Origin of the sequence: Roseateles sp. (assembly GCF_019237615.1) — a bacterium.
Classification (GTDB): domain Bacteria; phylum Pseudomonadota; class Gammaproteobacteria; order Burkholderiales; family Burkholderiaceae_C; genus Pelomonas.
The window spans coordinates 1-12,910 of record NZ_JAFAGT010000061.1 but is presented as its reverse complement, the minus strand read 5'-3'; the positions used below and the strand labels follow the sequence as shown (position 1 = coordinate 12,910).

Here is a 12,910-nt window from a genome sequence, read left to right as displayed (position 1 = left end):
ATCAGCCCGCCAGCTCCTCGTAGCCGCCGGCGGACACGAAGACCCGCACGCTGTCGCCGCCCGCCGCCTTGGCCTCGGTGCAGGCCAGCGCGCCGGCGCCCAGCACGGCGTCCACGGTCGCCAGCGTCGGCTGGATCTGCACGACGCCCAGTGACGCCTTGACCCGAGTGCGGTGCAGGCCCCAGCGCAGCCGGTAGGCGGCAACGGCGGCGCGCACCTTCTCGGCAATGATCTGCGCGTAGTGCTGGTCGCAGTCGGGCAACAGGATGGCGAAATGGTCGTCCTCCAGCCGCGCGACAAGGTCGGAGGCGCGCACCTTGCCGATCAGCATCTGGCCCAGGCCGTAAAGGAAATGGTCGCCCACCTCGGCACCCATGCTCTTGATGACCTCGCCGAACCGGTCGACGTCCAGCCACAGCATCGATACCGGCTCGCCGCGGCGGCTGCCGACATGCTCGGCCAGGCGGCGCTCGAACTCGCGCCGGTTGGTCAGCTCCGTGACCGTGTCATGCTTGGCCGTCCAGGTCGGCTGCAGGCGCTGGGCGCGGGCGGCCGTCACGTCCGCCACGACCCACAGCACCTCCCCGGCCGGGGCCTCCCAATGCACGGGCGTGGCCTGCAGCCGGCCCCAGAAGCGGTGACCGTCGCGCTTCACGTACTCGATCTCCTCGTCCAGCGGCCGGCCGACCGCGAAGGCCGCGGCGGCACGCTCGTGCAGGGCGGTATGGGCCAGGTCGGTCGTGTGGACCACGCGTGTGTCCTGGCCGGTCAGGTCGCTGTCGTCGCCAAATCCGAAGAGGTGGTTGAACTCCTCGCTGACGATCTCGAAACGCTGGCCGTTGACAAAGGCGACGGCCGTCGGCGCGCGCACCAGCAGGGCCCGCAGGCGGGCGGCGGTGATGTCCTCGCTGCGGACGTGGGGGGCGCTGCTCATGGGTATCTCCGGGTCAAGCTCTGGCTCCAGAGCCCGACTATCGCAGGACTGCTGACTTTCGACCATGACGCACATCACGGGGTTAGAGTCCGGCTCCTTGCCGCAACGCGGCGCCACGACAAGACGCCACGATGCGCTCGCTCCCCGCTTGTCTTTTCGCCCTGCTGGCCGGTTTCGCCCAAGCCCAGCAGCCTAGCGAAATCCCTCAGGGCCTGCGCGACGCGACGCCGCGCTGGCACGCGCTGACCGGCGCACGGCTGGTGCTCGCACCGGGCCAGGTCGTCGAGAACGGCACGCTGGTCATGAAGGACGGCGTCATCGTCGCCGTAGGCGCCGGCGTGAAACCGCCGGCCGGCGCCAAGGTCTGGCAGCTCGCGGGCCGCACCGTCTACGCCGGCTTCATCGACGCGGCCAGCAGCCTCGGCCAGGGTCGCGTCGAGCCACCGCGCGGCCAGGGCCTGACGCCGGGCCGGCGCTGGGTGCGCAGCGAGTACCGCCAGGCCGCGGCGCTGGACCTCAGGCCCGACGATCTGCGCGCCGCGCGCGAGCAAGGCTTCACGACGGCGCTGTCGCTGCCGCCGGCCGGCGCGGTGTTCCGCGGCCAGAGTGCGCTGATCAGCCTGCGCGACCACGCCGATGCGCGCGGCCTCGTGCTCGCGGCCGACGTGGCCCAGCACCTGGCCCACGAGTACAACAGCTTCGATTTCGAAGCCGGCGCCCGCCCGACCGCGTTGGGCTACCCGACCTCGCTGATGGGCAGCATCGCGCTGGAGCGCCAGACGCTGCTGAATGCGCGCTGGGCTGCCGGGCCGGCGCCAGCGGGCGAGCGGCGCGAGTTCAATGCCGGCCTGGCCGCGCTCGCACCGGCGCTGGGCGGCAGGCAGCCGGTCATCCACGAGGCACTGGACGAGGAAGACCTGGCCCGCATCGCCAGCCTGCGCGACGAGTTCGGCCTCAAGGTCATCGCCCAGGGAACCGGCCACGAATACCGCAAGGCGACACAGCTGAAGGCATTGGGCCTGCCCGTCATCCTGCCGCTGGCCTACCCGGCCGCGCCGGAGGTCGAGCAGCCCGAGAGCGCGCTGGACGTGCCGCTGCAGCTGCTGCAGCACTGGGAACGTGCGCCCGGCAACGCAGCGGCGCTGCAGGCGGCGGGCGTCGAGTTCGCCATCTCGACGCAGGGGCTCAAGGACCTGAGGAAGGAGTTCTGGCCACGGCTGCGGCAGGCCGTGCAGCGCGGCCTGCCGCCCGAGGCGGCGCTGGCGGCGCTGACGACGACGCCGGCCCGGCTGCTTGGCCAGCCGCGCCTGGGCCGCCTGGCGCCGGGCCAACTGGCCCACGTCGTCGTCGCCAGTGCCGACCTGTTCACCAGCGAGCAGGCCGAAATCGAGATCGCCTTCGTCGACGGCCAGCCGCTGCCGACCGAGGCCTGGGAGCGCTTCGACGTGCGCGGCCGCTGGGCGGTGACTCCCGCCGGTGGCGCCGAGCAGAGCTGGCAGTTCGACGGCACGCGCGCCAAGCCGACGCTGCGGGTCGATGGCAAGGCCTGCGAACTGCAGCAGCGCGGCCGCGAACTGCTGCTGCGCTGGCCCTGCGACGGCGGCGCCAGCCTGCGCCTGGAAGGCCGCGGCCAGGTGCTGAGCGGTGCGCTGACGCTGGCCGACGGCCGCACGCAGGCCTGGACGGCGAAGCGCGTCGCACCCTTCGATCCGCCCGCCCCCCAGCCCGCGCCCGCCGCGGCGCCCTCGCCGGCCACCTTCCCCGCCGGCGTGTTCGGCCGGGTCTCGCCGCCCGACCGCCCAGCCGCCGTCCTGGTGCGCAACGCTTCACTCTGGACCAGCGCCGCCGCCGGCAGGCTTGAAGCCACCGACCTTCTGGTGCGCGACGGCCGCATCGCCGCCATCGGCAAAGGCCTCACGGCACCGGCTGGCGCCGTCGTCATCGACGCGGCCGGCAAGCACCTGACGCCCGGCCTCATCGACGCCCACTCGCACACCGCCATCCACCGCGGCATCAACGAGTTCGCGCATTCGGTCACCGCCGAGGTCCGCGTGGCCGACGTCATCGACCCGACCGACATCAGCCTCTACCGCCAGCTCGCTGGCGGCGTGACCAGCGCCAACCTGCTGCACGGCTCGGCCAATGCCATCGGCGGCCAGAACCAGGTCATCAAGCTGCGCTGGGGCCAGGACGCCGAGGCGCTGAAGTTCGCGGGCGCCCGGCCCGGCATCAAGTTCGCGCTGGGCGAGAACGTCAAGCGCGCCAACTTCCCCGCCGTCGACGGCGACCCGCGCTACCCGGCCACGCGCATGGGCGTCGAACAGGTCATGCGCGACGCCTTCCTGGCCGCGCAGCGCTACCGCGAGCAGCGCAAGGCGGACCCGAACACCCGCCGCGACCTGCAGATGGAGACCCTGGTCGAGCTGCTGGAGAAACAGCGCGTCATCCACATCCACAGCTACCGCGCCGACGAGATCCTGATGTTCGCCGCGCTGGCCAGGGAGTTCGGCCTGGAGGTCGCCACCTTCCAGCACGTGCTGGAGGCCTACAAGGTCGCTCCCGAGATCGCCGCGCTGGGCGCGGGCGCCTCGGGCTTCTCGGACTGGTGGGGCTACAAGGTCGAGGTGCAAGACGCCATCCCCTACAACGGCGCGATGACGCAGAAGGCCGGCGTGCTGACCAGCTTCAACTCGGACAGCGACGAACTGGCGCGCCGCCTCAACACCGAAGCCGCCAAGGCACTGCGCTATGGCGGCAAGGCCTGGGGCATGAGCGAGGTGGAGGCGCTGAAGCTCGTGACCCTCAACCCGGCCCGGCAACTGCGCATCGACCAGCGCGTCGGCTCACTGGAGGTGGGCAAGGACGCCGACTTCGTCATATGGAGCGCCCATCCCCTGTCCAGCACCGCCAAGGCCGAGCAGACCTGGATCGACGGCCGGCGCTACTTCGACCTGGGCGAGGACGCGCGGCTGCGCGAGCGTGACCGCACGGAGCGCGCCCGCCTCGTGGCCCTGGCACTGCCCGAGCGCGCCAAGGCCGCCGCACCGCCGGAAGGCCGCCCGCCGACGCCGCTCGCCGCAGCGCTGGACCAGCTCGAGCTGCAGCGCTGGCTGCACCAGATGAACCGGGACCGCCAGAGCTACTTCGGCGGCGACGCCTGGCACGAATGCACTCAGGACATGTTCTGACATGAAGCTCGCACTCATCACCGCCCTGCTGGCCGCCGCCCTCGCCGCCCAAGCCACGCCCAACACGCCGCCCCCGCCACAACGCGAACCGCTGCTGCTGCGCAACGCGACGCTGCACCCCGTCAGCGGCCCGGCCATCGCCCATGGCAGCCTGCTCATCGACGCCGGCAAGATCCTGGCGATCGGCGGGGCCGAGCTGGCCGCGCCGGCCGGCGCCCGGACCATCGACCTCGGTGGCCTTCATGTCTACCCCGGCATGATCGCGGCCGACACCAACCTGGGCCTGGCGGAGATCCGCTCGGTCAACGCTTCCACGGACAGCGCCGAGGCCGGCGCGCTCAACCCCAATGCCCGCGCGCTCGTCGCCTTCAATGCCGACAGCGAGCTGCTGCCCGTCACGCGGGGCGGTGGCGTGCTGGCGGCCCTGTCCGTGCCCGAGCCCGGCCGCATGGGGCTGATCTCCGGCACCTCGGCGCTGCTGCAGCTGGAAGGCTGGAACTGGCAGGACATGGCCCTGGTGCCCGAGGTGGGGCTGCACATCAGCGTGCCGCGGCTGCGGCTCAACGGCGCACTCTTCCCGGGGCAGCCCGAGGCGCGCCTGGCCGAGATCCGCCGCTCCACCGAGGCCCGGCTCAAGCTGCTTGACGACGCCTTCGAGTCGGCCAAGGCCTATGCGCTGGCCCGCGCCGCCGACCCGGCCACCCCCATCGACACGCGCTGGGAGGCAATGCGCCCGGTCCTGCCCGCAGCGCCCGGCGCCGCGCCGGCCCGGCCGGTCGTCATGCATGCCGACGACCTCGCGCAGATCCGCTTCGCGCTGGACTTCGCCGCCCGCCATGGCCTGAAGCTCATCATCAGCGGCGGCGCCGATGCCTGGCGCGTGGCCGACACGCTGCGCGAGCGCGACGTGCCGGTCATCATCAACGGCTTGCTGCGCCTGCCGATGCGCCGCGACGACCCGCCCGACGCCCTCTTCGCGCTGCCGGCCAGACTGGCCGCGGCCGGCGTGCGCTACTGCATCGCCGAAGGCGGGCGGGATTCGACGAATGCGCGCAACCTGCCCTTCGAGGCCGCGCATGCGCGCGCCTTCGGTCTGTCCGACGACGACGCGCTGAAGGCCGTCACGCTGTACCCGGCGCAGATCCTCGGCATCGCCGACCGGCTCGGCTCCATCGAGGTCGGCAAGCTCGCCAACCTGTTCGTCTCGGACGGCGACCCGCTGGAGCCGGCGACGCGCATTGAGCGCGTCTTCATCCAGGGCCGCGAGGTCGAGCTGAGCGACCGGCAGACGGCGCTGCGCGACAAATACATGAGGCGCTGAACCTAGGGTGCGATCTGCTCGGCGTAGTCGTACAGCGCCGACAGGATCTCCTCGCCGCGCTCGTCGGCCGTCTCGCCCAACTGGTCGATGCGCTCCATGAAGGCGGCCAGCGTTTGCGCGCCGCCCTCGCCTTCGTGCAGCCGCGCGCCGCAATGGGCCTGCCAGCGCTCGGTCTCCTCGGCCGACAGCGCCTGCGGGAAGTTGCGCGCGCGCCAGCGGAACACCAGCTCGTCCAGCCGGCCGTCCTGGAAAGCCAGCTTGCCCTGCGCCGCCCGCTCGGCGAGTTGCTCCGGCGGTGTCGCGCGCACGCGGTTCAGCGCGCGGCGGTCCTCGTTGCCGATGAAACCGCCGTAGAGATCCTCGTCCACGTCGGCCGGCGGGAAAGGCTCGCGCTGGAAGACATCGCCCCACAGGCCGTCCAGCTGCCGCCCCCGCTCGGCCAGCAGCCGCGCGTTGGCGAGCTGGGCCTCGACGTCGAGGCCCCAGCGCTGGGCCATGGCCGGGCTGAGCGTCTTCAGGTTGCCGATGACGATGGGGCTTTTGTTGACGTGGATGGTCTTGATGGGCAGCCGCGTCACGCCTTCGGGCAGTTCGTCCTGCTTGGTGAACATGCGCCGGCGTATGGCCTCGGCGTTCAGCGTCAGCAGCTCGTCGGGCGACACCGAACAGTCCCACACGATCAGCTCGTTCTTGTTCGTCGGGTGCGGTGCCAGCGGCCAGACCATCGCGATGCAGCCGCGCTCCGGGCCGTACATGCCGGACACATGCAGAAAAGGCTTGCCGACGCCGATCTCGTCCCACACCGCCTGCTTGGTGCGCAGCCTGAGACAGAAGTCCCACAGCTTGGGCTGGGCCTGACGCAGCTTGCGCGCCAGTGCAACGGTGGCGCGCACGTCTGACAGCGCGTCGTGCGCAGCCTCGTGGCTGACACCGTTGGCGACGGTCAGGTGTTCCAGCTTGAAGCTGGCGCGGCCGTCCTCATGCCTGGGCCAGGCCAGACCGTCGGGCCGCAGCGCGTAGGCACAGCGCACGACGTCCAGCAGGTCCCAGCGGCCGCAGCCGTTCTGCCATTCGCGGCCATAGGGATCGATGAGGTTGCGCCAGAACAGGTGGCGCGTGACCTCGTCGTCGAAGCGGATGGAGTTGTAGCCCACGCCGACGGTTCCCGGCAGGGCCAGCACGGTCTCGATGGCGGCAGCGAACTCGTGCTCGGGCACGCCCCGCTGCTGGCAATGCTGGGGCAGGATGCCGGTCAGCAGGCAGGCCTCGGGGTCGGGCAGGTAGTCGGGCGAGGGCTGGCAGTACAGCATCAGCGGCTCGCCAATCTCGTTCAACTCGGCGTCGGTGCGCAGGCCGGCGAACTGCGCGGGCCGGTCACGGCGCGGCACGCGGCCGAAGGTCTCGTAGTCGTGCCAGAAAAAGCTCATGTCGCTCATGCCCGCACCATAACCCACGCCCACCGCAGCCACCGGCGCCAGGGCCGGCAAGCCGCCTGGCGCGCGCCGGTGCCGCAAAGCGCCTGACCGGAGGCTGACCTCGCCGACACCCAGCGGACAGCCAGGCTTGCTACCGTCACCCCATGCGCATCCTGCTTGTCGAGGATGACGGCACGCTCAGCCGCGTCGTCAGCCGCAGCCTGACGGACCAGGGCCACCACGTGGACCTGGCGGACACGGTCGAGCAGGCGCGCTGGCTGTGGCGCATGCAGGCATTCGACGCCGTGCTGCTGGACCTGTCCCTGCCCGACGGCAACGGGCTGCAGGTGCTGCGCGACGCCCGCGGCCGTGGCGACCGCACGCCGGTGCTGGTGCTGACGGCGCGCAACCGCACCGAGGAGCGCATCGCCGGCCTGGATGCCGGCGCCGACGACTACCTCGGCAAGCCCTTCGACCTCGCCGAGGTCGAGGCGCGGCTGCGCGCGCTGGTGCGCCGCCGGCTGGACCTGGACGACCGCGTCAGCGTCGGTGACCTGAGCCTGGACCGCCGCACGCAGCGCCTGTATGTCGGCGGCGAGCCGCTCGCGCTGCCGGCGCGCGAGTTCGCCGTGCTGTGCGAGTTGCTGACTCCGCCCGGCCGCGTCGTCAGCAAGGCGGCGCTGTCGGACAAGCTCTCGGGCTTCGACGACTTGCTGGCCGCCAATGCGCTGGAAGCCTTCATCTCCCGGCTGCGCAAGAAGCTGCAGGGCAGCGGGGCCGAGATCCGCACGCTGCGCGGCCTGGGCTACCTCATCGAGGCCGCCGTGTGAGCACGGCGCGCGCCTCGCTGCGCAGCCGGCTCGTCCGCCACGTCACGCTGCCGCTGCTGCTGACCTGGGGCCTGGGCTCGGCGCTGGCGCTGGGCATCGCGTCCTACTTCACGCAGCGCGCCTTTGACCGCTCGATGCTGGACGACGCCTACCTGCTGTCTGCCCACCTCGCGCAGCGCGACGGCCGCTGGGTGCTGGACATGAGCGAGAACGACATCCGTACCGTGCTCTACGACCAGAGCGAGCAGGTCTACTTCTCCATCGTCAGCCACGACGGGCGCCTCATCGCGGGCCACGCCGGCCTGCGCGCGCAGCCGGCCGACGACGGCGGCGACTCGCACTACACGGACCTGCGCTACCAGGGCCAGGAATTGCGCGCCGTCGTGCTGAGCCGCGACACGCCGCCGGCGCAGATCGTCGTCGCGTTGACGACTTCCAGCCGCCGCGCGCTGCTGCGCCGGCTGGTCGCCTACTCCGTGGTGCCGCAGGTGCTGCTGCTGCTGGGCCTGATGCTGTGGCTGCGCCGCGCCGTCACGCGCGATCTGCAGCCGCTGTCCAGGCTGCAGGAACTCGTCGAGACGCGCGACGCGGCCGACCTGTCGCCGCTGCCGCGTGCGCTGCTGGAGGGCGCCGCATCGCGCGACGTGCACGGCCTGGCCGGTGCCATCGACGCACTGCTGGGCCGCGTGGCCCAGGGCGTGGCGGCGCAGCGCGAGTTCGCCGGCGACGTGGCCCATGAACTGCGCACGCCGCTGGCTGGCATACGCGCGCTGGCCGAGTACGGCCTGTCGCAGCGCGACCCGGCGCAGTGGCGCGACCAGCTTCACGCCGTGCTGCTGAGCCAGCAGCGGGCCAGCCGCATGGTGGATCAGTTGCTGGCCATCGCGCTGGCCCAGGAGGCGGGCGCCGCCATCCAGTTGCGGCGGCTGGACCTGGCCGCCGCAGCGCGCGACCAGCTGCTGCGCCGCCTGCCCGCGGCCGACCGCGCCGGTGTCGAGCTGGAGGCCAGCGGGCTGGACGAGCCCGCCTGGGTCAGGGCGGATGCGGGGCTGGTGGACGGCCTGCTGGTCAATCTACTGGACAACGCGCTGCGTTACGGCCACCGGGCGGGCGGCGGGCGCGTCTGGATCGAGCTGGCGCACCGCGACGGGCACCAAGTGCTGACCATCTGCGACCAGGGGCCAGGCATAGACGCGGCCCAGCGCGAGCTGCTGACGAACCGCTGGCGCCAGGGCCTGGACGGCCACGCCCAGCGCCTGGGCGCCGGCCTGGGCCTGGCCATCGTGCAGCGCTATGCCGACCTGATGCAGGCCGAGTTTCGACTCGAGGACGGCGGTGGCCCCGTGGACGCGCCGGGGCTGCGCGCCAGTGTCGCCTTCCGGGTGGCCGACTGAGGTTTCAGCGTTTCCTGACGACGATGCTGCCGATGGAGTAGCCGGCGCCGAACGAGCAGATGACGCCCGTCTCGCCTGCCTTCAGGTCCGCGTGGTGCTCGTGAAAGGCGATGATGGAGCCGGCCGACGCCGTGTTGGCGTACTCGTCCAGGATCAGCGGCGCGACGTCGCTGCCCGCGTCGGCACCGACCAGCTTCTTGATGACGAGCTGGTTCATGCCCTGGTTGGCCTGGTGCAGCCAGTAGCGGCTCGCCTGCGTGGGCTCCAGGCCCAGCTTGGCCAAGTGCGCCTCGATGTGGGCGGCAGCCATGGGCACCACTTCCTTGAAGACCTTGCGGCCCTCCTGGTAGAAGGTCAGGTCACGGGCATTCGGGTCACGGTCCTCGGCGCGGTTCATGAAGCCGAAGTTGTTGCGGATGTTGCTGCTGAACTGCGTCGCAAGCTGGGTGCCCAGGATCTCCCACTGGTCGGGCCCCGTGGCCGTGTCGGCTCGCTCGACGACGAGGGCCGTACAGACGTCGCCGAAGATGAAGTGGCAGTCGCGGTCGCGCCACTCCAGGTGGGCCGACGTGATCTCCGGATTGACGACCAGCACGCACTTGGAGGCGCCGGAGCGGACCGCGTTGAAGGCCTGCTCCAGCGCGAAGGTGGCCGACGAGCAGGCCACGTTCATGTCGAAGCCGTAGCCGCCGGCGCCCAGCGCCTGCTGGATCTCGACGGCCATGGCCGGGTAGGCCCGCTGCATGTTGGCGCTGGAACAGAGCACGGCGTCGACGTCGGCGCCGCTCTTGCCGGCCAGTTCGAGCGCCTTGCGGGCGGCGTCGACGGCGATCTCGGCCATCAGCGACAGCTCGTCGTCGCCACGCGGCGTGAAGCGCGGGTACATGCGGGCGGGGTCCAGCACGCCCTCCTTCTCGATGACGTAGCGCTGCCTGATGCCCGAGGCCTTCTCGATGAACTCGACGCTGGAATGCGTCAGCGCGGCACGCTCGCCGGCCGCGATGGCGTCGGCATGCAGCGCGTTCTGCCGATCGGCATAGGCGTTGAAGGCCTCGACCAGCTCGGCGTTGGTGATGACGTGCGGCGGCCGGTACAGGCCGGTGCCGCTGATGACCACGGCCGGGAATGAAGCTTGCATAAAGTAATCCGCCGCTGCTGAGCTACGAAGGCTGAAATCTTATCGGGCCATGCTGCGGCCTTCACTCAGCACTAGTCTGGAGCCCTTATGCACGAAGACAGCCCGCTCCCGCCCGACGACGCCCTGCGCCTGGCCCTGCACAACGAGGTGCACGCGCGGCCGCCGGCGCGCATCCGCCTGCCGGCCGTCATCGTCCACATCGCGGTTCTGAACGACGGCGTCTCGCGCGCTGACGAGCATGCCCACCTGCGGCAGCTGCCGGGCCAGCATGAGCTCGCGCCGGAGGCCTTGAACGCGAACTTCCTGCGCCTGCGCTGCGGCGAGTTCCTCCTGAAATGGGAGCGGCACGCAGAGTTCACACGCTACTCCGTGGTGCAGCCGCTGCCGGCCGACGCAGAGGCCAGCGCGCAGACGCTGGACGGTCTGCCCCTGCGCGCGGCGCCGGACTGGCTGGGCCGCATTCCCGGGCGCACCTTCGCGGCCATCAAGCTCGTCATGATCGAACGGCCGCTGACGTTCGCGCCCAGCGCCCTGGCCGAGGCTCGCAACTGGTTCGGAGCGCATGCGGTCGTCGCGTCGACCATGGGCGGCCATTCGCTGGTCGTGACCGACTTCTGCCTGCGCGCCACCGGCTTCGAGCACATCGTCGTGCTGGCCGAGCCGGGCACGCCCGAGACCCGCGCCGGCCGCATCTGCCAGCGCCTGCTGGAGCTGGAGGCCTACCGCCTGATGGCGCTGCGCGGCCTGCCGGCGGCCAAGTCGCTGGGCGCCACGCTGGCCGAGGCCGAGGCGACGCTTGCCGGCGTCACCGCGCGGCTGGAGCAGCGCGGCGCCTCCGAGGCGGAACTGCTGGACGACCTGATCTCCACGGCCGCGCGTGTCGAGCATGCGACGGCCGAGCACCAGTACCGCTTCGCGGCGACCCAGGCCTACCACGCCATCGTCGAGGCCCGCCTCGACGAGCTGCACGAGGGCAAGGTGGCCGGCACGCAGACGCTGGGCGAGTTCATGCAGCGCCGCCTGTCGCCGGCCATCGCCACCGTCAACGCGACGGCCCAGCGGCTGGCCGGCCTGTCACAGCGCATCGAGCGTGCCAGCGCGCTGCTGCGCACCCGCGTCGACATCGCGACCGAGGCGCAGAACCAGCAATTGCTGGCGCAGCTCGGCCACGGCCAGCAGACGCAGCTGCGCATGCAGGCCACCGTGGAAGGCCTGTCGATGGCGGCCATCACCTATTACGTCGTCAGCCTGCTGCTGTACGGCTTCAAGGCGCTGAAGACCGAGGGCTGGCTGCCAGTGGCGCCGGAGCTGGCGGCAGGCCTGGCGATCCCCGTCGTGCTGGCTGGGGTCTGGTGGACGACGCGGCGGATTCACCGCCGCTTTTTAGGGCATTGAGCCAGCCGCGTAGAATCAATCACCGGGCCCAAATTTTGGCGTCCGGTTTTTTTTGCCCGCTCGAAAAGCGGAAGGAAGCCGGCAGAGCCAAGTCAAGCGCTCGCAGCCCAGGTCGTGCACTGCCTCAACGCACGCCGCTCTTGCGAACTTGAATCATGGAAATCTTCGACTACGACAACATCCTGCTGCTGCCGCGCCGCTGCCGCGTGGACAGCCGCTCCGACTGCGACACCTCGGTGCAGTTCGGCCCGCACCGCTTCAAGCTGCCAGTGGTGCCGGCCAACATGAAGACCGTGGTGGACGAACCCATCACCGAGTTGCTGGCCCGCGAGGGCTACTTCTACGTGATGCACCGCTTCGACCTCGACAGCCTCGCCTATGCCAAGGGCATGCGAGACAAGGGCCTGCTCGTGTCGCTGAGCGTGGGCGTGAAGCCGGCCGACTACGAGCTCATCGACCAGCTGGCCGCCGAGGGCGTCGGCGCCGACTATCTGACCATCGACATCGCCCATGGCCATGCCGAGAGCGTGCAGCGCATGATCGCCCACATCAAGCAGCGCCTGCCCGAGGCCTTCGTCATCGCCGGCAACGTCGGCACGCCCGAAGGCGTCATCGACCTGGAGAACTGGGGCGCGGACGCGACCAAGGTGGGCGTGGGCCCGGGCAAGGTCTGCATCACGCGGCTCAATACCGGCTTCGGCACCGGCGGCTGGCAGCTGTCGGCGCTGAAATGGTGCTCGCGCGTGGCCACCAAGCCCATCGTGGCCGACGGCGGCATTCGCCACCATGGCGACATCGCCAAGAGCGTGCGCTTCGGCGCCAGCATGGTCATGATCGGCTCGCTGTTCGCCGGCCATGAAGAGTCTCCCGGCACCACGGTGGAGGTCGACGGCAAGCTCTACAAGGAGTACTACGGCTCGGCGTCGGACTTCAACAAGGGCGAGTACCGGCACGTGGAGGGCAAGCGCATCCTGGAGCCGGTCAAGGGCAGGTTAGGCGACACGCTGCGCGAGATGCAGGAGGACCTGCAGAGCTCCATCTCCTATGCCGGCGGCACGCAGCTTGCGGACCTGAAGAAGGTGAACTACGTGATCCTCGGCGGCGAGAACGCGGGCGAGCACCTGTTCATGTAGCACCGGCAAGCGCTCCGGCGCTTCGGCTCAGAGCCTGAGAAGCATTTGATTGCCGTTAGCCGAGTGGCCGGCGAGCCATGGGATGCAGTTGCCCGCGATGTGCTGGCGGATTCGGGTGATCGGGGTCGGCGCAGGGCCTACAGGGGCCGCCCCGCGGGCCTT

Annotated in this window: 9 protein-coding genes; 6 read left to right on the top strand and 3 right to left on the bottom strand. The window is 71.0% G+C overall.

The genetic code is table 11. The annotated features are described in order from the left end of the window. Nucleotide 1 precedes the first annotated feature (1 nt). Nucleotides 2-934, bottom strand: a complete 933-nt coding sequence (locus tag JOY88_RS12195) for a GGDEF domain-containing protein (protein WP_293502746.1) — start codon at nt 932-934, stop codon at nt 2-4. Between the two features lie 131 nt (nt 935-1,065). On the opposite strand from JOY88_RS12195, the gene JOY88_RS12190 reads away from it, so the two are divergent. Both JOY88_RS12190 and JOY88_RS12185 read left to right on the top strand, forming a co-directional pair. Then, the gene (locus tag JOY88_RS12190; RefSeq protein WP_293502744.1) at nt 1,066-4,122 is read left to right on the top strand and encodes an amidohydrolase family protein; all 3,057 of its coding nucleotides are present in this window, start codon (nt 1,066-1,068) and stop codon (nt 4,120-4,122) included. Nucleotide 4,123: 1 nt separating this feature from the next. Further along, nucleotides 4,124-5,443, top strand: a complete 1,320-nt coding sequence (locus tag JOY88_RS12185) for an amidohydrolase family protein (RefSeq protein ID WP_293502742.1) — start codon at nt 4,124-4,126, stop codon at nt 5,441-5,443. Between the two features lie 2 nt (nt 5,444-5,445). Here the strand turns inward: JOY88_RS12185 and sbcB are convergent, their stop codons facing one another. Continuing rightward, complete coding sequence (sbcB, locus tag JOY88_RS12180) at nt 5,446-6,879, bottom strand: exodeoxyribonuclease I (RefSeq protein ID WP_293502740.1); 1,434 nt, start codon at nt 6,877-6,879, stop codon at nt 5,446-5,448. A 143-nt stretch (nt 6,880-7,022) separates the two neighbouring features. Here sbcB and JOY88_RS12175 point away from each other — a divergent pair, with 143 nt between their 5' ends. Both JOY88_RS12175 and JOY88_RS12170 read left to right on the top strand, forming a co-directional pair. Continuing rightward, nucleotides 7,023-7,688 (top strand): response regulator transcription factor, encoded by a 666-nt coding sequence (locus tag JOY88_RS12175; protein ID WP_293502738.1) that lies wholly within the window; start codon nt 7,023-7,025, stop codon nt 7,686-7,688. Continuing rightward, the gene (locus JOY88_RS12170; RefSeq protein WP_293502736.1) at nt 7,685-9,082 is read left to right on the top strand and encodes a sensor histidine kinase; all 1,398 of its coding nucleotides are present in this window, start codon (nt 7,685-7,687) and stop codon (nt 9,080-9,082) included. Before JOY88_RS12175 ends, JOY88_RS12170 begins: the two co-directional genes overlap by 4 nt. A gap of 4 nt (nt 9,083-9,086) precedes the next feature. Here the strand turns inward: JOY88_RS12170 and JOY88_RS12165 are convergent, their stop codons facing one another. Then, nucleotides 9,087-10,220 (bottom strand): beta-ketoacyl-ACP synthase III, encoded by a 1,134-nt coding sequence (locus JOY88_RS12165; RefSeq protein WP_293502734.1) that lies wholly within the window; start codon nt 10,218-10,220, stop codon nt 9,087-9,089. Between the two features lie 87 nt (nt 10,221-10,307). On the opposite strand from JOY88_RS12165, the gene JOY88_RS12160 reads away from it, so the two are divergent. Both JOY88_RS12160 and JOY88_RS12155 read left to right on the top strand, forming a co-directional pair. Beyond that, complete coding sequence (locus JOY88_RS12160) at nt 10,308-11,615, top strand: DUF3422 family protein (protein WP_293502732.1); 1,308 nt, start codon at nt 10,308-10,310, stop codon at nt 11,613-11,615. A 155-nt stretch (nt 11,616-11,770) separates the two neighbouring features. Next, a complete protein-coding gene (locus tag JOY88_RS12155; protein WP_293502730.1) occupies nt 11,771-12,748 on the top strand; it encodes a GMP reductase in 978 nt (325 codons plus the stop codon). The last annotated feature ends 162 nt before the right edge of the window (nt 12,749-12,910 follow it).

Bases quoted from the DNA above. Each gene is read 5' to 3' on its own strand.
- JOY88_RS12190 (WP_293502744.1), top strand. From the start codon at position 1,066: ATGCGCTCGCTCCCCGCTTGTCTTTTCGCCCTGCTGGCCGGTTTCGCC.
- JOY88_RS12165 (WP_293502734.1), bottom strand. From the start codon at position 10,220: ATGCAAGCTTCATTCCCGGCCGTGGTCATCAGCGGCACCGGCCTGTAC.
- JOY88_RS12185 (WP_293502742.1), top strand. From the start codon at position 4,124: ATGAAGCTCGCACTCATCACCGCCCTGCTGGCCGCCGCCCTCGCCGCC.
- JOY88_RS12175 (WP_293502738.1), top strand. From the start codon at position 7,023: ATGCGCATCCTGCTTGTCGAGGATGACGGCACGCTCAGCCGCGTCGTC.
- JOY88_RS12155 (WP_293502730.1), top strand. From the start codon at position 11,771: ATGGAAATCTTCGACTACGACAACATCCTGCTGCTGCCGCGCCGCTGC.
- JOY88_RS12195 (WP_293502746.1), bottom strand. From the start codon at position 934: ATGAGCAGCGCCCCCCACGTCCGCAGCGAGGACATCACCGCCGCCCGC.
- JOY88_RS12160 (WP_293502732.1), top strand. From the start codon at position 10,308: ATGCACGAAGACAGCCCGCTCCCGCCCGACGACGCCCTGCGCCTGGCC.
- sbcB (WP_293502740.1), bottom strand. From the start codon at position 6,879: ATGAGCGACATGAGCTTTTTCTGGCACGACTACGAGACCTTCGGCCGC.